Origin of the sequence: Sodalis sp. RH24 (assembly GCF_047324145.1) — a bacterium.
GTDB lineage: Bacteria > Pseudomonadota > Gammaproteobacteria > Enterobacterales > Enterobacteriaceae > Acerihabitans.
This window is the reverse complement of the sequence record NZ_CP178729.1, coordinates 2,180,778-2,201,459: the sequence shown is the minus strand read 5'-3', so window position 1 is coordinate 2,201,459 and position 20,682 is coordinate 2,180,778. Positions and strand designations below refer to the sequence as shown.

Here is a 20,682-nt window from a genome sequence, read left to right as displayed (position 1 = left end):
ATGGCCGTTTACCGGCGGGCGGGCGCGGCTACTGCCGCGACAGTGGTTTTACCGCATCGGGGGCGGGCGGTGTCTCGGGGGCGTTGCGGATGATATCGCGCAGGCGGACAAAGCCCACCTGTTCCGGCGTCAGGCCGCTGAGCCGCAGCTCAAGCGTGGCTTCCGGTTTCGGCAGCAGGGAAGCCGGCACCACGATCGGCTGGCTAAGCGTATCGGCGGTCAGCGGCTTGCCGGAGGCGGGATCCACCTGGCCCCAATCGACCACCGCATGGAACGGGGGCAGCGCCGAACCGTCCGCGGTGCGGATGCTCAGCAGCGCCCGCGACCCGTTGGCCTCGGTTTCCACCGCGCCCAGGCTGACCTGCAGCCTGCCGATAGCGCTGTCCACCTGCGCCGCGGCCTGCGCCGCCGGATAGAGATAAACGCCGCTGGTGGACTGCTCATTGAGCGCGTTTTGCTGCATCAGCGCCGAGGCCTGATCGTTGAGGTATTGCAGGCGCTGGTTAAGCTGGCCGATTTCCTTTTTCAATTCGGGGATTTTAGGGTTCGGTTGTTGCGCGCAACCCGCAAGGGACAGCAGGGCGAGGGTGGCGTAAAGCGAACGATAACTGATTGTCATAGCAACAGTTTCCTTTTTCTGTCAGTTAAATACAGCTTAGCCCGGAACACGCGGAAAGTCATGAAATGTTAGCAGGCGGGGATACCGAATCCCGCGGTTACCGGCGGCGGCCCTCTTTGTTGTCGGCGCGGTTCGCGCTAAACTACCTTATCCGTTTCAGCCGCGCAGGACGCCTTATGCATTGTCCCTTTTGTTCCGCAGTCGATACCAAGGTCATTGATTCCCGCCTGGTGGGTGAAGGCTCCCAGGTCCGGCGCCGGCGCCAGTGCCTGGTCTGCAATGAGCGCTTTACCACCTTTGAGGTGGCGGAGCTGGTCCTGCCCCGGGTTATCAAGAGTAACGAGATCCGCGAGCCCTTTAATGAAGACAAGCTGCGCGGCGGATTCCTGAAAGCGTTGGAAAAGAGGCCGGTAAATTCCGACGACGTCGAAATGGCCATCAACCATATCAAATCCCAGCTGCGCGCGACCGGGGAACGGGAAGTCCCGAGTAAAATGGTCGGCAACCTGGTGATGGACGCCCTGAAAAAACTCGACAAAGTGGCGTATATCCGTTTTGCCTCGGTATACCGCAGTTTTGAGGATGTACGCGAATTTGGCGAAGAAATCGCCCGCCTCCAGGATTAAGGACCACGCTATGCCGCTTGATGAACTCTACATGGCGCGCGCGCTGGAGCTGGCGCGGCGCGGCCGCTTTACCACCGCGCCCAATCCCAACGTCGGCTGCGTCATTGCGCGCGACGGGCATATTGTCGGCGAGGGCTACCATCTGCGCGCCGGCGAGCCCCATGCCGAAGTCCATGCCCTGCGCATGGCGGGCGACGCGGCGCGCGGCGCCACCGCCTACGTTACCCTTGAGCCCTGCAGCCATCACGGCCGCACGCCGCCTTGCGCCGACGCGCTGGTGGCGGCCGGGGTGGCGCGGGTGGTGGTGGCGATGCAAGATCCCAATCCCCAGGTTGCCGGGCGCGGCATGTATCTCCTGCGCCAGGCCGGCGTATCGGTTGAGCACGGTCTGATGATGAAGGATGCCGAGGCGCTGAATCCGGGGTTTCTCAAACGCATGCGCACCGGTTTTCCCTATGTGCAGCTCAAGCTTGCCGCCTCCCTTGACGGCCGTACCGCCATGGCCTCGGGTGAAAGCCAGTGGATAACCTCGCCCCAGGCCCGCCGGGATGTGCAGGTTTTCCGCGCCCAGGCCGGCGCCATTTTATCCAGCGCCGCCACGGTATTGGCCGACGATCCCGCCCTCACGGTGCGTTGGGACTCACTGCCGCCGAGCATTCGCGAGATGTATCCCCAGGCATCGCTGCGCCAGCCGTTACGGGTGGTTATCGATAGCCGGAATCGGGTTACGCCCCGGCATCGTCTGGTGGCCCAGGCCGGACAGACCGTGCTCGCCCGTCTGCGGCCCGATTCGCAGCCATGGCCACAGGACGTCGAACAGCTGACGGTGCCCGCCGCCGCAGGCGCGCCGGGCGGAACGGCGCATATCGATATCGTGGCGCTGCTGATGTTGCTGGCCCGGCGCCAGGTAAACAGCCTGTGGGTCGAGGCCGGCGCTTCGCTTGCCGGCGCCTTGCTTGACGCCGGGGTGGTGGATGAACTGATCGTCTACCTGGCGCCCAGGCTGCTCGGCGCCGGCGCGCGCGGGTTATGCGACCTGCCGGGACTGGAGACATTGGCGCAGGCGCCGGCGTTTGACTTTACCGACCTGTGCCAGGTCGGGCCGGATATCCGCCTGCGGCTTAAACCGCGCCACGAGCAGTAATTGGCCCGAGCAGCGGGCAAAAGAATATGTTAGAATCCGCCCCCTTGTGGGCAATTACTGCCATTTGTCAATTGAAGGAAAGCCATGAACGTTATTGAAGGTGTTGTCGCCACTCCGGATGCCCGCATAGCGATTGCGATTGCGCGCTTTAACCACTTCATCAATGACAGCCTGCTGGAAGGCGCTATTGATGCCCTCAAGCGTATCGGCCAGGTGAAAGACGACAATATCACCGTAGTCTGGGTACCGGGCGCCTACGAGCTGCCGCTGGCAACCCGCGCATTGGCCAATAGTAAAAAATTTGACGCCGTGGTGGCGCTTGGCACGGTAATTCGTGGCGGCACCGCGCATTTTGAATATGTCGCGGGCGAATGCAGCTCCGGTTTATCGGACGTCGCCATCAGCAGTGGGCTGCCCGTGGCCTTCGGCGTGCTGACGACGGAAAGCATTGAACAGGCAATAGAACGGGCCGGCACCAAAGCCGGCAACAAAGGTGCGGAAGCAGCGTTGACCGCACTGGAAATGATTAACGTACTGAAAGCTATCAAAGCGTAAGTAAAGGGGAAATTCGTGAAACCTGCTGCTCGTCGCCGTGCCCGTGAATGTGTCGTTCAGGCGCTTTACTCATGGCAGTTATCTCATAACGATATCGCGGATATTGAAGTCCAGTTCCTCGCGGAGCAGGATGTCAAGGATGTGGATATCGCTTATTTTCGCGAGCTGTATACCGGTACGGCGACGCATGCAGCGGAGCTGGATCAGCTTATGGCACCCTACCTTTCACGTCAGCTTGACGAGTTGGGCCATGTGGAGCGCGCCATTTTGCGCCTGGCGCTGTATGAATTAAGCAAGCGCCTGGACGTGCCGTATAAAGTGGCCATCAATGAGGCGATTGAGCTGGCCAAGACCTTCGGCGCGGAAGAAAGCCATAAGTTTGTCAACGGCGTGCTGGACAAAGCGGCCCCGCATATCCGTCCCAACAGGAAGTAACGTTTTTCCGGCCGGTTCTCCGGCCGCGGCCCTTTTCCGCAATAACATAGACAACACTATTTGGATAGGTTATGGCCTGTGGCGAATTTGACCTTATTGCCCGCTATTTCAATCGCGTAAGAAGCGTTCGGCGCGATGTGGTACTGGGCATCGGCGATGATTGTGCACTGCTGTCGGTTGATGAAAAACGACTGATTGCGGTCAGCACCGATACCCTGGTGGCGGGTATTCACTTTTTGCCGGATATCTCTCCCGCCGACCTAGGTTATAAATCCCTGGCGGTAAATCTCAGCGACCTGGCCGCCATGGGCGCCGATCCCGCCTGGCTGTCGCTCGCCCTCACCTTGCCCGACGTTGATGAATCCTGGCTGGCCGCCTATAGCGACAGCCTGTATGAACAGCTGGATTATTACGGCATGCAGCTGATCGGCGGCGATACCACGCGCGGTCCGCTCAGCCTGACGCTGACCATCCATGGGCTGATCCCCGCGGGGCGCGCCATCACCCGTTCGGGCGCGCGCATCGGCGATTGGATCTACGTCACCGGTACCCTGGGCGACAGCGCCGCCGGCCTGGCTATCCTGCAAAACCGGCTTGATGTCGATTCGCCGCGGGACCGCCAATACCTGCTGGGGCGCCACCTGCGTCCCCAGCCGCGCATCCTGCAAGGGCAGGCGCTGCGCGATCTGGCCAGTTCGGCGATCGATATCTCCGACGGCCTCGTCTCCGACCTGCGGCATATCCTCGACAGGAGCGAATGCGGCGCGCGCATCCATTTGGACGATCTGCCTTATTCCACCGCCCTGCGACGCCACGCCACGCCGGAGCAGGCGTTGCGCTGGGCCCTGGGCGGCGGCGAAGATTACGAACTCTGCTTTACCGTGCCCGAAATAAACCGCGGCGCGCTCGATGTCGCCTTAGGCCATACCGGCGCCGATTTTACCTGCATCGGCCAGATTGGGCCGCGTAGCGAAGGCCTGCAATTATTGCGCGATAATCAGCCGGTCACGTTCGATTGGCAAGGTTTTGACCATTTTAATCAGGAGTAAGCCATGACCATGGAAATGGCCCTTGCCAAAGGGCGGGTAAGGCTGCGCAATCCCTGGCACCTGCTGGCCACCGGATTCGGCAGCGGATTGTTTCCCTGGATGCCCGGCACCGCCGGCTCCCTGGCGGCAATCCCCTTATGGTGCCTGATAATCCAGCTTCCCTGGCAGCTCTACTCCCTGGTGGTCATGTTAAGCATCTGCCTGGGCGTTTATGCCTGTCACCAGACCGCCAGGGATATGCGCGTGCACGATCACGGCTGCCTGGTCTGGGATGAATTCGTCGGCATGTGGATTACGCTGATGGCCTTGCCGGTCAACGACTGGCGTTGGGTAGCGGCGGCCTTTGTGCTGTTTCGCGTGCTGGACATCTGGAAACCCTGGCCGATCCGCTGGTTCGATCGGGAGGTGCATGGCGGCATGGGGATCATGATTGATGACATCGTGGCCGGTATTATCGGCGCCGGCATAATTTTCGCCGTGGGCCATTACTGGCCGCTGTTCCTGACCTGATGTATCGGTACGCCTGGCGCCGGCATGAACCCGATACGTCGGTGGAGGCTACCGGCATGGGGCGGCGAATCCGCCGGGCGGCATCAGGACGGTACCCCGCCCATGGCGGGCGGGGTTGGCCGCCGGTTAGCCCACCGGCGGCGGATCATTGAAAACCGACCGGATAATGCGGGGCGTAGGCGGTTTCCAGCTCGGCAATGTCCTGCTCATCCAGGATAACGTCCAGGGCGCCGACCAGGTCGTCAAGCTGTTCGGCGCGTGACGCGCCGACGATCGGCGCGGTAACCGCCGGTTTGCTCAGCACCCACGCCAGCGCCACCTGCGCCCGCGACACGCCCTTGCTGTCGGCGATGGCCGCCACGCGTTCGGCTATGCGGGCGTCGGCGTCGGCGCTGTTATCATAGAGCGCCTTGCTGACCAGGTCCGACGCTTCCCGCGCGGTGGTTTCGCCCCAGGGGCGGGTCAGCCTGCCGCGCGCCAGGGGGCTCCAGGGTAGCACCGCGATCCCCTCGGCCCGGCACAGGGGGTGCATTTCACGCTCCTCCTCGCGCTGGATCAGGTTGTATTGATCCTGCATGCTGACAAAACGGGTCCAGCCATGCAAATCGGCGGTATACAAGGCGCGGGCAAACTGCCAGGCGTACATCGACGACGCGCCGATAAACCGCGCCTTGCCGGATTGCACCACGTCGTGCAGCGCCTCCAGCGTCTCCTCCAGCGGCGTGTCGTAGTCCCAACGGTGGATCTGCAGCAGATCGACATAGTCGGTGCCGAGGCGGGAGAGACTGTCGTCGATGGATTGCAGGATATTGGCGCGCGACAGGCCGCCCGACAGATTGCTCATGGGGAAAAAGACCTTGGTGGCGAGAACGATGTCCTCGCGCCGCGCGAAATCGTTTAACGCCCGCCCGACGATTTCCTCGCTGCTGCCGTCCGAATAGCTGTTGGCGGTATCGAAGAAATTAATACCCAGCTCCAGCGCCTGCTTTATCAACAGCCGTGAGCTTTCCTCGGGCAGGGTCCAGGCATGCTTGCCCCTTGTGGGTTCGCCAAAGGTCATACAACCCAGGCACAGGCGGGATACGCGAAGATCGGTCTTGCCAAGCGTGGTAAACTGCATGTTTTTCTCCTGAGGGTGATGTTAATCATTACATTATAGTCAGATTGTTATGGGCGGCGGGGTGATTGCCATCCAGCCCCCGGGCCGGCAAACCCATTAATGCGGTTTTCCTTGACCCATTGCATGGAATCTTACCTCTTCATTAAGGATGATTGTGCGACTTACTCTCAACCCCTCGTCACTATAAACGCGTAGTACATTGAACACCGGGAAATTATGTCTAAATCTAATAAGTTAACCACCTTTATCCTGGCCTTTATGCTGCTGGGCATCGTCATGGGCGCCCTGGTGCACCAGTTTGCCAGCGCGGAGAATGCGCACGCCTATGCGGACAATATTGCATTATTAACCGACATCTTTCTGCGCCTGATTAAGATGGTCATTGCGCCGCTGGTATTTACCACGCTGACGGTAGGCATCATGAATATGGGCGATACTTCGGCCATCGGCGCCCTGGGCGGCAAAGCCTTTCTCTGGTTTATCTCGTCCTCCGTGGTGTCCATTTTGCTCGGGCTGACGGTGGTCACCCTCATGCAGCCCGGCGCCGGCCTTAACCTGCAAATCCCCGCCCAGGCGGTGGATACCGGCCTTGCCGCCAGCGGCATGTCGTTCAAGACCTTTATTGCCCATACCTTCCCCACCAGCATCGTTGACGCCATGGGGCATAACGAAATTCTGCAAATCGTGGTGTTTTCGTTATTCTTCGGCATCGCCGGGGCGTCGCTGGGGGAGAAATTCAATAAACCGCTGGCGGACGGACTGAACGTGGTCTCCCATATCATGCTGAAGGTGACGGGCTATGTGATGTATATGGCGCCGCTCGCCATCTTTGCCGCCGTGTCGTCGGTTATCGCCAACGAAGGGTTGGGCATCCTGAAAAGCTACGCGTCGTTTATCGGCGGCTATTACCTGGCCATCGCGCTGTGCTGCGTGCTGATGATAGGGTTCTGTTACCTGGTGTTGAAATCCGCCACGTTTCGCCTGCTGAGCATGCTGAAAGAGCCGGTGATCCTGGCGTTCACCACCAGCAGCTCCGAGGCCGCCTATCCCAAGACCCTCGAGCAGCTGCGGCGTTTCGGCTGCCCGAACAATATCGCCTCGTTTGTGCTGCCGCTGGGGTATTCGTTTAATCTGGTGGGGTCGATGATCTACTGCTCGTTTGCCGCCATGTTTATCGCCCAAGCCTATAACATCCGGCTCACCGGCGCGGAAATCACCATGCTGATGCTGACCCTGATGCTGGCGTCCAAAGGCATTGCCGGCGTGCCGCGCTCGGCGCTGGTGGTGCTGGCGGCCACCATTCCAAGTTTTAATATCCCGGTGGCGGGTATCCTGCTGTTGATGGGTATCGACCATGTGCTGGATATGGGACGCTCAGGCATCAACGTCCTGGGCAACGGTATCGCCACCGCCATGCTGTCGCGTCCGGAAACGGAGCCTGAAGCATCGGGCGAATGGCAGGAAAATCACTGAAAAATAGCCCGCCACCACCGCGCTTAAAGCAGACGTGTTCAAGGGAGAGCGTGCCAATGGGGTCGAATCGGGCGTGATTTTCCCGCCCGACCGAGCGCCCCATGGCGCGGTATGCCCGCCACCACCGCGCTTAAAGCAGACGTGTTCAAGGGAGAGCGCGCCGATGGGGTCGAATCGGGCGTAATTTTCCCGCCCGACCGAGCGCCCCATGGCGCGGTATGCCCGCCACCACCGCGCTTAAAGCAGACGTGTTCAAGGGAGAGCATGCCGATGGGGTCGAATCGGGCGTGGTTTTTTCGCCCGACCGAGCGCCCCATGGCGCGGTATGCCCGCCACCACCGCGCTTAAAGCAGACGTGTTCAAGGGAGAGCATGCCGATGGGGTCGAATCGGGCGTGGTTTTTTCGCCCGACCGAGCGCCCCATGGCACGGTAGGCCCGCCGGCACCGGGCTTACCTAAGGCGCCGCGCCAAACCCTCAGGCCAGCCAGCGCTCAATCCGGGCTTGGATCCCGGCGCTGTCCAGCCCGAGCGCGGCGCGCATTTCCTCCTGGCTGCCCTGCGGGATAAACCGATCGGGCAGGCCGATATTCAAGACCGGCACCAGCAGCCGCTGGTGCATCAGGAATTCATTCACGCCGCTGCCGGCGCCGCCCATGACGGCGTTCTCCTCCAGCGTCACCAGCGCTTCGTGGCTGGCGGCCAGTTCCTCGATAAGACTTTCATCCAGCGGTTTAACAAAACGCATGTCCACCAGGGTGGCGTTTAGCGCGTCGGCGACGACGCGCGCGTCGGCCAGCAGGGTGCCGAAGTTAAGGATGGCGATCTTTTCGCCCTGGCGGCGGATGATCCCCTTGCCGATGGCCAGCGGCGCCAGTGGCGCCAGCGCCGCGCCGGTACCGCTGCCGCGTGGATAACGCACCGCCGACGGCCCGTCCTGATAGTGATAACCGGTATGCAGCATCAGCCGGCATTCGTTTTCATCGCTCGGCGTCATGATAACCATGTGGGGCACGCAGCGCAGGAAGGATAAATCAAACGCGCCCTGGTGGGTCGGCCCGTCGGCGCCGACGATGCCGCAGCGATCGATGGCGAACAATACCGGCAAACGCTGGATGGCCACGTCATGGATCAGCTGATCGTAGGCGCGCTGTAAAAAGGTGGAGTAAATGGCCACTACCGGTTTATAACCGCCGATGGCCAGGCCCGCGGCGAAGGTCACGGCATGTTGTTCCGCAATGGCCACGTCGAAATACTGGCCGGGGTACTGCCGCGAAAAGCGCACCATGCCCGAGCCTTCGCGCATGGCGGGGGTGATTGCCATCAGTTTATCGTCAGTCGCCGCCGTCTCGCACAGCCAGTTGCCGAAAATCGCCGAATAGGTGGGCAGCCCGCCGGCGCTTTTGGGCAGGGTACCGGTCTCGGGATCAAATTTCGGCACCGCATGCCAGCTGATGGGATCTTTCTCCGCCGGGGCGTACCCCTTGCCCTTTTTGGTCATGATATGCAGGAACTGCGGGCCTTTCATGGCGCGCATGTTTTTCAGCGTATGCACCAGTCCCAGCACATCGTGCCCGTCCACCGGGCCGATATAGTTGAATCCCAGTTCCTCGAACAGCGTACCGGGCACCACCATGCCCTTGATATGTTCCTCGGTGCGCTTGACCAGCTCCTTAATGGGCGGAATGCCGGACAGCACCCGCTTGCCTCCCTCGCGCAGGGTAGAGTACAGCTTGCCGGAAAGAATCTGCGCCAGATGGTTGTTCAGCGCGCCGACGTTTTCGGAGATCGACATTTCGTTATCATTGAGGATCACCAGCAGGTCCGACTTGATATCCCCCGCATGGTTCATCGCCTCGAACGCCATGCCGGCGGTAATGGCGCCGTCGCCGATGACGCACACGGTACGGCGCCCTTTGCCTTCATGTCCGGCGGCCACCGCCATGCCGAGCCCGGCGCTGATGGAGGTGGAGGAGTGGCCGACCGACAGCACGTCATAGTCGCTTTCGCCGCGCCAGGGAAAAGGATGCAGGCCGTCTTTCTGGCGAATGGTGCCGATCTGGTCGCGGCGTCCGGTCAGGATTTTGTGCGGATAGGCCTGGTGGCCGACATCCCACACCACATGATCAAACGGGGTGTTATAGACATAATGCAGCGCAACGGTAAGTTCCACGGTACCCAGACCCGAGGCGAAATGGCCGCTTGAGCGGCTGACGCTGTCCAGCAGGAACCGCCTCAGCTCGTCGCAGAGCCTCACTAAACTCTCTTTCGGCAGCAGCCGCAGCTCGGCGGGTACTTCGGCTAAGGCCAACGTCGGGTACTTCGTCAGATCAATACTCATCGGATACTCATATCTGGGATGGAAAAAGACGCTTTTTTTTACTTATCGCGTTCAATGACAAACCGTGCCAGCGCGTTCAGGGCCGACGTATCATAACCCAGGCTTTCGACATGCGTTAAAGCCGCCAATGACTCCTGGATCAGATCATGTGCCTTGGCGCGCGCGTTATCAAGCCCCAGCAGCGCCGGGTAGGTGCTTTTGCCCAGCTGTTGATCCGCGCCCTGGCGTTTACCAAGCGTCGCGGTATCGCCCACCACGTCGAGAATATCGTCCTGGACCTGGAACGCCAGGCCGATGGCGGCGGCATAACGATCGAGGAAGGACAGGGCCGCACGGCCCGGTTCCCCGGCCGCCAGCGCGCCCATGGTTACCGCCGAGCGGATCAGCGCGCCGGTCTTATAACGGTGAATGGTCTCGAGATCCGCCAGGTTGACCGGCGTCACTTCCGCCGCCAAATCCTGCGCCTGGCCGAGGCACATGCCGGCCGCGCCGCTGGCCTGGGCCAGCGCCGAGATCATCGCCAGGCGATCCCGCGTCGCCACCGACGGCATCGGCGCGTCGGCCAGAATGGAAAACGCCAGGGCTTGCAGCGCGTCCCCGGCCAGGATGGCGGTGGTTTCACCAAATTTAATATGGCAGGTCGGTTGACCGCGCCGCAGGTCGTCGTCGTCCATTGCCGGCAGGTCGTCATGGATGAGGGAATACGCGTGGATGCATTCCACCGCCGCCGCCGGCGCGTCCAGGTCCGCCAAAGGCAGGCCGAACAGCTGGCCGGTACGGTAAACCAGGAACGGCCGCAGGCGCTTGCCGCCCAGTAACGCGCCGTGGCGCATGGCCTGGGTCAGCGGTTCCCGGGGATCCAGGGAAGCGAAAAACCGGTCCAGCGCCCCGTCGACCCGCAGATGGCAGGCCTTTAGCTGCAGCGCGAACTCCATGGTTTATTCCGCGTCCGGGGTAAACGGCGTCAGCGGCGCAGTGTTCTCGTCGCTAAGCAATATCTGCACCCGCTGCTCCGCCTGCTGCAAGGTCTGCTGGCCGTGGCGCGCCAGCTGCACGCCCTGTTCAAATGCGTTCAGCGCCTCTTCCAGCGGAAGCTCGCCTGATTCCAGGCGGGTGACAATCTGTTCCAATTTTTTTAGTGCAGTTTCAAAACTGGCGGGCTGTTCGGTTTTTTTCGGCATAACGATTTTTTCACCAACGTAAAGGGCATGGCATATGAAAACAGACAACGTTAGCCCAGAGTGCGATGATAAGCAAATTGGGCTCAATGCCGCGGCGTAAAGTGATATACTGCGCGCCTCGGATGCTAAGGGTAATATCCAGGCGTACTGCGCCGGATTATCCCTATCTTATTATATGACGTGTTCCGCTACGTTACCTTTTTCTTCTGATCACATAACGACTATCGCCATGAAGTTTATCATCAAACTGTTTCCGGAAATTACGATAAAAAGCCAGTCGGTACGGTTGCGCTTTATTAAAATTCTCGCCAGCAATATCCGCAACGTCATGAAACATTATGACGAGTCCCTGACGGTGGTGCGTCATTGGGATCATATCATCGTACGCGCCAAGGACGAGAGCAAGCGCCCGGTTATCTGCGAGGCGCTGACCCGTATTCCCGGCATCCATCATATCCTGGCGGTGGAAGAACACACCTATACGGATATGCACGACATTTATGTGCAGACGCTGGCGCAGTACCACGACCGGCTGGTGGATAAAACATTTTGCGTGCGCGTAAAACGCCGCGGCACCCATGAATTTACTTCGCAGGATGTGGAACGCTACGTCGGCGGCGGCCTGAACCAGAACGTGTCCGGCACCCGCGTGCGGCTCAACCATCCCGAAGAAACCATCCACCTGGAAATCGAAGACGATCGCCTGCTGCTTATCACCGCGCGCTATGAAGGCATTGGCGGATTCCCTATCGGTACCCAGGAAGATGTGCTGTCGCTGATTTCCGGCGGTTTCGATTCCGGCGTTTCCAGCTATATGCTGATGCGCCGCGGCTGCCGGGTGCATTACTGCTTCTTTAACCTGGGCGGCGCGGCGCATGAAATCGGCGTGCGCCAGGTGGCGCATCATCTCTGGAACCGCTACGGCAGTTCCCACCGGGTGCGGTTTATCGCCATTGATTTTGCCGCCGTGGTGGGCGAAATCCTGGAAAAAGTCGATGACGGCCAAATGGGCGTGGTGCTCAAGCGCATGATGATCCGCGCGGCATCGGAAATGGCGGAACGCTTCGGCATCCAGGCGCTGGTGACCGGTGAAGCCCTGGGGCAGGTCTCCAGCCAGACCCTCACCAACCTGCGCCTGATCGATAACGTCTCCGATACGCTGGTGCTGCGGCCGCTGATTTCCCATGATAAAGAGCAGATCATCAATACGGCGCGCGCCATCGGCACCGAGGAATTCGCCAAAACCATGCCGGAATATTGCGGCGTAATTTCTAAAAGTCCGACGGTCAGGGCCGTAAAGCATCGTATCGAGCAGGAAGAAGCGCATTTTGACTTCAGCGTGCTCGAACGGGCGGTGGCGGAGGCCAGCAGCATAGATATCCGCGAAATCATCGAGCAGACCCGCCAGGATGTGGAGGAAGTGGAAACCGCGGCCGACGTCGGCGGCAATGATATCGTGCTGGATATCCGTCCGGTGGACGAGCAGGAAAGCCAGCCGCTGCTGATGGACAACATCGTGGTCCAGGCGCTGCCGTTCTATAAGCTCGGCACCCAGTTCGGCACGCTTGACCAGAGCAAGTCCTATCTCCTGTACTGCGAGCGGGGCGTCATGAGCCGGCTGCAGGCGCTGTACCTGCGCGAGCAGGGCTTTCACAACGTCAAGGTTTACCGGCCTTAAAGCCGCGTCCCGGCCGTTTGCCGTACGCTAAATACGGCAAACGGCAAGCGTGTTCGCCATCGCCGGCCGGGATCCCGGAGTGAGTTACCCGGCGAAATCCCGTATGCCCGCAGGCAGCACCAGCTGCGCCGCCACTTCCGCCGCTTTGCTTCCGCCCAGTAGCAGCCCGATAATATGCAAGGCAAACTCCATCGCCGTACCCGGACCCTGGCTGGTCAGCAGGTTCGCCGTTTTATCGTAAACGACCCGCTCGTCCCGCCATTGCGACGCCGGGATCCGGTCTTTCAACGCCGGGAACCCCGTTAACGCGGCATCAGGAAACAGGCGATGATGTACCAGCACCAACGCCGGCGCCGCGCAGATGGCGGCAATCAGTCTGCCGGCGCGACTTGCCAGACGCAGGCAATCAATCAGCGCCGCGCTGTCGCGCAGGGCCTCGGCGCCCTTGACGCCGCCCGGCAGGACGATAACGTCGAACGCCCGGCCGGCCACCGTCGCCAGCGGGGCATCGGCCAGCAGCCGTACTCCGCGCGAGCAGACAATCCCATGGCTCGCGTTGCCCACGCCCACGCCCGTCACCGTCACCTCAATGCCGGCCCTGACCAGCAGATCGATCACGGTCACCGCTTCGGTTTCTTCACTCCCAGTCGCCAGACATACCATCGCCGAGACGCCCATAGTGGTCCTCCTTCTGTTTGATCAGCTCATACAACCGCTGGTTTTCCGGTACGCTCAGGCCATGTACCCGCGCCCGCCGCACCAGGTAACCATTAATATAGTCAATCTCGGTATGACGCTGGGCGCGAATATCCTGCAGCATCGACGACGTATTGCCCGCGGTGCTTTTAATGGTTTGCCCAACGTAAAACAGCAGGCTTTCATAAGAAGTATGGTATCCCTCGCGATCCATGACCATCGCCACTTCGCGGCACAGCGCTTCGATCTGATCGATATACTGTTCTATCTCGCCGTTACGGCACTCATAGGCCGCCGTCAGCGGGTTGATGACACAGTTGGCGGCCAGTTTAAGCCAGCAGGAAGCGGCGATATTGTTATGCCAGGCCACATCCGGCAACGCCTCGTGCAGCTTTTCCGCCAGGTGGCTGATGGACTGCGCGTTTTCCGTCAGCGGGCCGATACGGGTGGTACCGTTATAGACATGGATAATGCTGCCGCTCTCGCTGCGATAAGCCGCGTGGGTGGTGATGCCCTGCAACAACGGCTGGGTAAGCGCAGGCAGCTCTTCGCGGGTGCCCAGGCCGTTATGCAGCAATAAAATGGCGCAGTCCGCCCTGAGCTGCGGCAACAGCGTGCGGATGGCGCCGGAAACCTGCCAGGCTTTCAGCGTCACCAGCAAGAGATCACTCCCGGACAAAAGCGCGGCGTTGTTGGCGGGCAACTGATGCCGCACGTTCTCCCCCAGGGGCGTCACCACATCCACCGTACAAGACGACTGCGGCACGCGCAGCCATCCCTGGACGTTGTGCCCCTGGCTCACCAGTCCGGCCAGCCACAACTGGCCGATGGCGCCACACCCGAGAACGGTAATATTCATGTTTTAACCTTTGCTATGCATTAAGCCAACCAGCGCCTGCCTGCGCGTAGATTGCTCTGATTATAGACATATTCGCTGCCTATCAAGGGCCGTTTTAGGCCTATTCATTTTTTTGCCGACGCCGCGGACAGTATTTTGTATCTGGCAAACCAAGCGGGTATGATGCTAACCAAAGAATGGCAGCCGGAGACACATTATGCCCTCATTTGACATCGTTTCAGAAATAGATATGCAGGAAGTTCGCAACGCGGTGGAGAATGCCAGCCGCGAGCTCACCACCCGCTGGGATTTTCGCAACGTACCGGCAAGTTTTGAGCTCAATGAAAAAAACCAAAGCATCACCGCCACCAGCGAATCCGATTTCCAGGTGCAGCAACTGGTCGAGATCCTGCGGGAAAAATTGGCCAAACGCGGTATTGAGGGCGGGGCGATAGAGCTGCCGGACGAGATGGCGCGCAGCGGCAAAACCTATAGCGTCGAGGCCAAGCTCAAGCAAGGCATCGAATCCACCCTGGCCAAGAAGCTGGTGAAACTGATCAAAGACAGCAAGCTGAAGGTACAGGTGCAAATCCAGGGCGAGCAGGTACGGGTTACCGGCAAATCCCGCGATGATTTGCAGGGCGCCATGGCGCTGGTCAAAGGCGGAGAGCTGGGCCAGCCGTTTCAGTTTACTAATTTTCGCGATTAAGTGCTGGGCTGACGGCAGGGCGACTTGCCCATTTTAATCTATATAACTTAATAAGATAGGCGTCTGTTATTAAATAGAGCGGGCGCGGTTTTTAGTTTTAGCGTATCAAAAAATGCCGCCTGAATACCCTTTTTTGCATAATCAATGCATGCCTATTGAAATGAATCCCTCTGTTTGCTATCACTATGGGGAATAGATATCTTTGTAGAGGAACGAGTAATATTAATTAAAAAGTCACTCTATGTAAAATTTATAACATATCTGTTTATATAACATAAATGTATGCATTGATTTTACAGTGATCTTCTTTAGCGTTTTTAACTTAACAGAAAATTATTTAAACGATTGGTGGCATTAATGTGTGAAGTCTAACGCCAAGGCTTAATGTCGTTTTGGCGTGGGCATCATAATGCTTTCCCCAAGAGTTAGCGAGTCGACAGTATTTATATGCTTTAAGCCTTATTTCTTAATTTCTATAAATTTTTTCACGCGGGAATAAATGATTATACCTTTCTCACATTACGCGAAAAGTACTTATACCGTTTGTTACTCACTGTGAAAAATTTGTCATAATAGCAACAGTAGGTGAGGTGTCATCATGAGTAGACAATTTTCATCCCAGGCATTTAATTATAGCGATGCCAATCAAACCACGGTCAATCCGCGTACCGGCATGTTTAATGTTTATTTGCCCTTAGTGAACTTGGTGGGCAATGCGGGATTAGGGCCCGTTTTCCAGGTCGCGCTCAGCTATAATGGGTTTGGTAGCTTTAATTATGGTTTTGGCTTAGGATTTCATCTTGGCTATTCTTATTATGATACTGCCTATGGGATTTTAGTACTGAGTTCAGGTGAACAATATAGTGTCATCGAAACCCCACAAGGCATTGAGGTGATACAAAAAAAACTGACTAACTTCCATTTTGTTAGAACAGAAAACGGTTATCGGATTATATGGAAAAATGGCATAGTGGAAGAATTAGGCAGCCCGCAAAAGATGGACACGTTCAAAGTTGTCCTGAGGATTTACAACCCCTTTGGTTTAATGTTGATGTTTCAATGGGATATTGTCGACTCCAATACGATGCCTAAGTTGACTTCCATAGTCGACAATGATTTTGGGACCTTAAGAATTGATTATTTCAATCAAAGTGGTCTCCCCGAAGATCGGCTTACTTTAATAACTGCCTGGCCGGGCACCCAAGAATCTATTTCGTTCGCATTACGATTTGATGACCATAATAGTCTTAGCGAAGTGTTGACCTTAAGCGAAAACGAAATATTGGCGAGTTCCGAATTTGAATATACTAATTTTCTTCATTACCGCTTACTTACAAAAATGCATGCCGATCCTGATATTACGTATGAAATAACCTATGAAGATAGCGCAACGGTCTTCCCTACTAGCGCGTATTTACCGGCATTACCGAGAGTATCGAAAAAGGTAACAAGCATCGGCGGTAAAACTCCCCTCATCACCAGCAACTACACCTACTCTTTATCCAATTTTCTTGGCGGTCACTCCCCTGAACAATTTTGGGTACACTATCGTGACTATCTGCTTGAGCATAGTCAGTATCTTTTTGATTATCAATACTATCAACATGAAGAATATACAAACGGTGCTGATACCATTAGTATTCGATATGTATTTGATGTATTGCATAATGATATAGAAGTGATAAAAACGGTAACGCGTGACTCAAAAAGCTATGTCACTAAAAAAGAAACTGTGTTTAATTCTAATTTGACAGAGCCTTTTGATGCCCAGCCCAGTCAATATCAGCTGGCGTCCACTCAAAAAATAACCTACATATCTCCGGATAAAATCACCAGGGTGGAAACTACCGAAACGCGCTACGACGAAGGCGGCAACCTAGTTTGGCAGCAAAATCCCGATGGTATGATTATCGAAAATGAATATTATCAGAATAATAAGGAGCATCCAGAGACATTAGATCCCTGGGGGTTTGTACGCTATTTATATAAACAAACCATCAAACCTTCTAGTCGGGAATTTATTACTGAATATACAGTGACAGTACATGAATATGAAAGTTTTCCCTCAATAGATAATGCACCGGCCGCCTGGTCCATTGTTCCGAAAAAAAGCCACTTTTATGCCCATGAATCGGTGAAATCAGAAGAGGTACTTATCACCAGCGAGGAACTATTCTATATAAGCAGCCCTCTTAACAACAACCCAATGCATGGCAGGCTAGAACGGAGGGTCAAAACGTTTATCGATGGCGATCACAGCTATCCCGCCACCACACAATTTACCTATTTCTTGTCGGGTGTTATTTTAGTCATATCCAGGGATGACACCGGCTATGATGGCCTAGCCTATGCCACCGCCAGCAGAACCTCTTCTTGCACCGGACGCGTGCTGTCAGAAGTCGATGCGCAAAACAGTCAACACAATTATGACTATGATTTGTTGGGCCGTTTAATCCGGCACACGCAAAATCCCGGCACCGCCTATCAACGTATAAGCACACTAGATTACTACATAGAGAGAAACTGTGACGGTAATTTTGGGGTGACAACCACCACCGATGCTTCCGGCAATAAGATACGCAGCTGGTTTGATGGTCTAGGAAGGCCAGTTAAAAAGGCATCCAATAATATTGATCGCGCCGAAAGCGATGAATGGTTTGAGATCGAAAGTAAGGAATATAATGCTATTAGCCAGGTTTTATCTAATACCCTGACTGACCACTTTGTTCCCACACCTGATGAAATAGAAGAAAGCGTAAGTATTACAGCTACCATGGAATATGAACCTTGGGGAAATGTCAGCGTGATAAGACGCAGTGACGGAACCCATGAGGAAATACAGTTTGATCCGATTAAACTTCAGGCAACCTTGAAAAAATACAGTTCCACCGATCCTAATAAAAAACTTGGCGATATCAGGATCGATTTTAATATAGGGATGCAACCGCTAAAAAAATCATGTATTAGTCTTGATGGCAGCGTTTATTCTGAAACTAGCTCAAGATATGATGGCTACGGCTTGCTGCGTGAGTACAAAGACGAAAAAGGCTATGTCACCCATTACGAATATGATGCGTTTCATAGGCAAGTTATGGTAGGTTTGCCTGATAAAAATGCAACTTTACGAAAGTATGCCGTCCATACTGATAAACCCTGCGTAACCGAAGTTAGTGTACAAGATATACAGGAAAACGTGACGATATTAGGCACGCAGGCATTCGATAGTTTGGGACGTTTGAAGGAGTCCGTTTCTGGCGGGCGCAGATATACTTATGAATATATTGGTGCTAATCCTAAACCTAGCGTAGTAACCACCCCGGCGGGACAATCACTTGAATATCAATATATTCCAGAATTGGGCAATGTGGTCAGTTTAGTAGCCGATCGAAGTCTATACAAAGTATATTCCTGGAATACCCTGGCCGGGAAAATACAAGCTTCGACAAGTGAAAATGTTGACTATCCGGTAGGCCGGGGGCGGATTATGCAACGCTGGTTTTATTCACCTTCTGGGCAACTTGGGCAAGAAGATTTTTCTTCTGACATCAACGCTAGTATTAGATTCGATTGGACATTGTTGGGCGCTGAAAAAAAAGGTAGTCTGTCAGGGGATAATCCATCATTCACTTATGAACGTTCTTTTTGGTACTCTAAACAAACAGGTCAACAAATATTAGGTCAAAATATTAATTCTTACACTAAAACGGATTACGATGATTTTGGCCGCGTGGCCGAGTTAAACCATACCGATGGTTATGTTGATTTTTACGTTAATACCAAATTTTCCTATGATGAGTTCAGTCGTGAGTATAAACGTGAAATTGTTATGGGAGCGGATTTTCAAACCAATTTCAAGGAAACGAAACTAACAATAGAATATTTTTATGAACGAAATGGGAATATTCTTGATAAAAAGATCACTTTGGATGAAAAACTTGTAAACCATGAATTATACGAATATGACGAGTGTAACCGGCTTATTCATATGAAAAGTGAAAGCCAGGAGTTTGCCACGGATGCTTATGGTCAACAATTTGATGAACAGAATTTTTCCTACGATGCATTGAATAATATGACCCGCTGTCACACGCATTTTTTTTATGGAGATGATTATGCGGAGTTTCATTATGACAATCCGGATGATCCTACTCAATTGACCTCGGTCTCACACAGTGCTCCAGTCTATCCCCCGTTAATTTCACTCCACTATGATGCTAATGGGAGAATGGATGTGGACGAGGCGGGGCGTACATTGCAGTACGATATTCTCGGGCGGCTAGTAAAAGCCCATTCACCTGAGCATTCAGGTAATTATGATTATGATGGCATGGATCGCCTGGCAAAAGAAGAAATTGATCATCAGCCGGTGAGTAACATTATATACGAGCATAATACACCACAGTTGAAACGTGATGCTGATGCCAATGATACTGCCTGGGTTGCTAAATGGTTAAAGATATCAAGAGCCAACGGCTTTTTTGAAGACATGGCAGAAATGGCGAGAGATAGATTGCTAAATGTAGTTTTAACCGGCCGCGTAAGTTTTGACGTTACTGCCACCTTTAATACCGAACTCCATTTGTACACCCCATGGGGTTACCGTCAAACGGAGGATCCAGCCTTGCCGGGATTTAAGGGTGAGCTGCGCGATGCTATTACCGGCGCTTACCCATTGGGCAATGGCTACCGTTCATACAACCCGATTTTAATGCGCTTTAACAGCCCCGACAGCCTCAGCCCATTTGGTGCGGGGGGCATAAACCCCTACGTCTATTGCAACAATGATCCAATAAACGGCATTGATTTGGATGGTCACTTAAGCAGAAGATTAGCATTTACCGTTTTATTTAGTGTGATAGGGTTAGTGTTAGCCATACCTACCTTCGGCTACTCATTGGCGGCAGCCACCGCGGGCGTGATGGCCTTATATGGGGTGGCAGGTTTACTTGAGCTCACCTCCGCCGCGACCGGAATTGCTTCGGCTGCTTTAGAAGGATCGAATCCGCGTACATCAGCTATTCTCGGTTGGGTTTCATTAGGGACAGGCCTCGGTGGATTAGGAGCCTTGGGTGCGGCGGCGGCGGGTGCGAAGTTGTCGGTACTCGCTGCTAATAGGGCTGCATTGGCTGCGGGTGGGGAAATGTTAGGCGAAGATTTTATTATATTCAGAGGCTCGCAATATTCCGATCGATTAATCATTGACGCCCATGGGGCTCAACCATTTTTTAGTGGTGAACGTATTGAGGTTTCTGATGGCACCGCTGTCCGTTTTTTTGGGCGCGAAGGGCGATTTCTTAATGATCCTGGGTTGGTTGGCATTATGGATAGTAGCTATCAATCAAGGAATATTGTTCTTCCTGGGGCTTATGTAATTAATTATAATCTTATGCAATATCCAATTGAAGACAGCTTGGAAATCGAAGAACAAGCATATGAGACGCTATTCCATCTATCTCAACGGTATAATGTGGACGTCGTGTTCCCCGCCAGAGGCGTAATTGATTATAAATTTGCCAACTTAAATAGCCTTTTCAGTGAGCTAGGTAAGGCGGGTCTTCGTTATCAATATATTGATGGCGTCTTTTGCCGATTGAATCCATGGCGTTATTTTTGGGCTGCCGCAGATGATGCTATACACTTTTGAACCCTATACTCATATGCTTTCATTATCGGACAGCGCCTGGGATTTATTCAATCCAAGACCTAAGTA

Annotated in this window: 17 protein-coding genes; 10 read left to right on the top strand and 7 right to left on the bottom strand. The window is 55.3% G+C overall.

Annotated features, from left to right (window positions below):
- Window positions 1-28 precede the first annotated feature (28 nt).
- A complete protein-coding gene (locus ACL2XG_RS10145; protein WP_410016212.1) occupies window positions 29-619 on the bottom strand; it encodes a DUF3251 domain-containing protein in 591 nt (196 codons plus the stop codon).
- Between the two features lie 176 nt (window positions 620-795).
- Between ACL2XG_RS10145 and nrdR the strand changes: the two genes are divergently transcribed.
- The 6 genes from nrdR to pgpA all read left to right on the top strand — a co-directional run bounded on the left by nrdR (window position 796) and on the right by pgpA (window position 4,938).
- Window positions 796-1,245 carry a transcriptional regulator NrdR gene (nrdR, locus tag ACL2XG_RS10140; RefSeq protein ID WP_410016211.1) on the top strand — a complete coding sequence of 150 codons (450 nt, stop codon included), beginning with the start codon at window positions 796-798 and terminating at the stop codon, window positions 1,243-1,245.
- 10 nt (window positions 1,246-1,255) lie between these two features.
- Window positions 1,256-2,389 carry a bifunctional diaminohydroxyphosphoribosylaminopyrimidine deaminase/5-amino-6-(5-phosphoribosylamino)uracil reductase RibD gene (gene ribD / locus ACL2XG_RS10135; RefSeq protein ID WP_413722248.1) on the top strand — a complete coding sequence of 378 codons (1,134 nt, stop codon included), beginning with the start codon at window positions 1,256-1,258 and terminating at the stop codon, window positions 2,387-2,389.
- A gap of 84 nt (window positions 2,390-2,473) precedes the next feature.
- Complete coding sequence (gene ribE, locus ACL2XG_RS10130; protein WP_410016209.1) at window positions 2,474-2,944, top strand: 6,7-dimethyl-8-ribityllumazine synthase; 471 nt, start codon at window positions 2,474-2,476, stop codon at window positions 2,942-2,944.
- Window positions 2,945-2,959: 15 nt separating this feature from the next.
- The gene (gene nusB, locus ACL2XG_RS10125) at window positions 2,960-3,379 is read left to right on the top strand and encodes a transcription antitermination factor NusB (RefSeq protein WP_162367690.1); all 420 of its coding nucleotides are present in this window, start codon (window positions 2,960-2,962) and stop codon (window positions 3,377-3,379) included.
- Window positions 3,380-3,450: 71 nt separating this feature from the next.
- Window positions 3,451-4,428 (top strand): thiamine-phosphate kinase, encoded by a 978-nt coding sequence (thiL, locus tag ACL2XG_RS10120; RefSeq protein ID WP_413722249.1) that lies wholly within the window; start codon window positions 3,451-3,453, stop codon window positions 4,426-4,428.
- Window positions 4,429-4,443: 15 nt separating this feature from the next.
- Complete coding sequence (gene pgpA, locus ACL2XG_RS10115) at window positions 4,444-4,938, top strand: phosphatidylglycerophosphatase A (protein WP_410016608.1); 495 nt, start codon at window positions 4,444-4,446, stop codon at window positions 4,936-4,938.
- Window positions 4,939-5,083: 145 nt separating this feature from the next.
- Here pgpA and ACL2XG_RS10110 read toward each other — a convergent pair whose 3' ends face one another.
- Window positions 5,084-6,058: an aldo/keto reductase gene (locus ACL2XG_RS10110; protein ID WP_413722250.1), complete on the bottom strand. Its 975-nt coding sequence runs from the start codon at window positions 6,056-6,058 to the stop codon at window positions 5,084-5,086.
- 216 nt (window positions 6,059-6,274) lie between these two features.
- Between ACL2XG_RS10110 and ACL2XG_RS10105 the strand changes: the two genes are divergently transcribed.
- Window positions 6,275-7,531, top strand: coding sequence for a dicarboxylate/amino acid:cation symporter (locus tag ACL2XG_RS10105; protein ID WP_413722251.1), 1,257 nt, complete (start codon window positions 6,275-6,277; stop codon window positions 7,529-7,531).
- 476 nt (window positions 7,532-8,007) lie between these two features.
- Here ACL2XG_RS10105 and dxs read toward each other — a convergent pair whose 3' ends face one another.
- From dxs to xseB, 3 genes are read right to left on the bottom strand one after another with little or no spacing between them, the layout of a single operon-like run.
- Entirely contained in the window at window positions 8,008-9,870 is a 1,863-nt protein-coding gene (dxs, locus tag ACL2XG_RS10100) for a 1-deoxy-D-xylulose-5-phosphate synthase (protein ID WP_410016205.1), read from the bottom strand.
- A gap of 38 nt (window positions 9,871-9,908) precedes the next feature.
- Window positions 9,909-10,805: a (2E,6E)-farnesyl diphosphate synthase gene (ispA, locus tag ACL2XG_RS10095; RefSeq protein ID WP_413722252.1), complete on the bottom strand. Its 897-nt coding sequence runs from the start codon at window positions 10,803-10,805 to the stop codon at window positions 9,909-9,911.
- A 3-nt stretch (window positions 10,806-10,808) separates the two neighbouring features.
- On the bottom strand, window positions 10,809-11,051 hold the full coding sequence (gene xseB, locus ACL2XG_RS10090; protein ID WP_413722253.1) for an exodeoxyribonuclease VII small subunit: 243 nt from the start codon (window positions 11,049-11,051) through the stop codon (window positions 10,809-10,811).
- 229 nt (window positions 11,052-11,280) lie between these two features.
- Between xseB and thiI the strand changes: the two genes are divergently transcribed.
- Window positions 11,281-12,729 carry a tRNA uracil 4-sulfurtransferase ThiI gene (gene thiI / locus ACL2XG_RS10085; RefSeq protein ID WP_413722254.1) on the top strand — a complete coding sequence of 483 codons (1,449 nt, stop codon included), beginning with the start codon at window positions 11,281-11,283 and terminating at the stop codon, window positions 12,727-12,729.
- An 84-nt stretch (window positions 12,730-12,813) separates the two neighbouring features.
- On the opposite strand, the gene yajL is transcribed toward thiI, so the two are convergent.
- Together yajL and panE are read right to left on the bottom strand one after the other, a co-directional pair.
- The gene (gene yajL / locus ACL2XG_RS10080) at window positions 12,814-13,407 is read right to left on the bottom strand and encodes a protein deglycase YajL (RefSeq protein WP_410016201.1); all 594 of its coding nucleotides are present in this window, start codon (window positions 13,405-13,407) and stop codon (window positions 12,814-12,816) included.
- Window positions 13,367-14,284 carry a 2-dehydropantoate 2-reductase gene (gene panE / locus ACL2XG_RS10075; protein WP_410016200.1) on the bottom strand — a complete coding sequence of 306 codons (918 nt, stop codon included), beginning with the start codon at window positions 14,282-14,284 and terminating at the stop codon, window positions 13,367-13,369. The genes yajL and panE overlap by 41 nt, the downstream gene beginning before the upstream one ends.
- 196 nt (window positions 14,285-14,480) lie before the next feature.
- On the opposite strand from panE, the gene ACL2XG_RS10070 reads away from it, so the two are divergent.
- Both ACL2XG_RS10070 and ACL2XG_RS10065 read left to right on the top strand, forming a co-directional pair.
- Window positions 14,481-14,972, top strand: a complete 492-nt coding sequence (locus ACL2XG_RS10070; RefSeq protein WP_331122703.1) for a YajQ family cyclic di-GMP-binding protein — start codon at window positions 14,481-14,483, stop codon at window positions 14,970-14,972.
- Window positions 14,973-15,570: 598 nt separating this feature from the next.
- Window positions 15,571-20,616: an RHS repeat-associated core domain-containing protein gene (locus ACL2XG_RS10065; protein ID WP_413722255.1), complete on the top strand. Its 5,046-nt coding sequence runs from the start codon at window positions 15,571-15,573 to the stop codon at window positions 20,614-20,616.
- Window positions 20,617-20,682 lie beyond the last annotated feature (66 nt).

Coding starts and splice junctions, on each gene's coding strand:
- ACL2XG_RS10105 (WP_413722251.1), top strand. CDS start 6,275: ATGTCTAAATCTAATAAGTTAACCACCTTTATCCTGGCCTTTATGCTG.
- ribE (WP_410016209.1), top strand. CDS start 2,474: ATGAACGTTATTGAAGGTGTTGTCGCCACTCCGGATGCCCGCATAGCG.
- ribD (WP_413722248.1), top strand. CDS start 1,256: ATGCCGCTTGATGAACTCTACATGGCGCGCGCGCTGGAGCTGGCGCGG.
- yajL (WP_410016201.1), bottom strand. CDS start 13,407: ATGGGCGTCTCGGCGATGGTATGTCTGGCGACTGGGAGTGAAGAAACC.
- pgpA (WP_410016608.1), top strand. CDS start 4,444: ATGGCCCTTGCCAAAGGGCGGGTAAGGCTGCGCAATCCCTGGCACCTG.
- ispA (WP_413722252.1), bottom strand. CDS start 10,805: ATGGAGTTCGCGCTGCAGCTAAAGGCCTGCCATCTGCGGGTCGACGGG.
- panE (WP_410016200.1), bottom strand. CDS start 14,284: ATGAATATTACCGTTCTCGGGTGTGGCGCCATCGGCCAGTTGTGGCTG.
- thiI (WP_413722254.1), top strand. CDS start 11,281: ATGAAGTTTATCATCAAACTGTTTCCGGAAATTACGATAAAAAGCCAG.
- ACL2XG_RS10145 (WP_410016212.1), bottom strand. CDS start 619: ATGACAATCAGTTATCGTTCGCTTTACGCCACCCTCGCCCTGCTGTCC.
- ACL2XG_RS10065 (WP_413722255.1), top strand. CDS start 15,571: ATGAGTAGACAATTTTCATCCCAGGCATTTAATTATAGCGATGCCAAT.
- ACL2XG_RS10070 (WP_331122703.1), top strand. CDS start 14,481: ATGCCCTCATTTGACATCGTTTCAGAAATAGATATGCAGGAAGTTCGC.
- xseB (WP_413722253.1), bottom strand. CDS start 11,051: ATGCCGAAAAAAACCGAACAGCCCGCCAGTTTTGAAACTGCACTAAAA.
- ACL2XG_RS10110 (WP_413722250.1), bottom strand. CDS start 6,058: ATGCAGTTTACCACGCTTGGCAAGACCGATCTTCGCGTATCCCGCCTG.
- dxs (WP_410016205.1), bottom strand. CDS start 9,870: ATGAGTATTGATCTGACGAAGTACCCGACGTTGGCCTTAGCCGAAGTA.
- thiL (WP_413722249.1), top strand. CDS start 3,451: ATGGCCTGTGGCGAATTTGACCTTATTGCCCGCTATTTCAATCGCGTA.
- nrdR (WP_410016211.1), top strand. CDS start 796: ATGCATTGTCCCTTTTGTTCCGCAGTCGATACCAAGGTCATTGATTCC.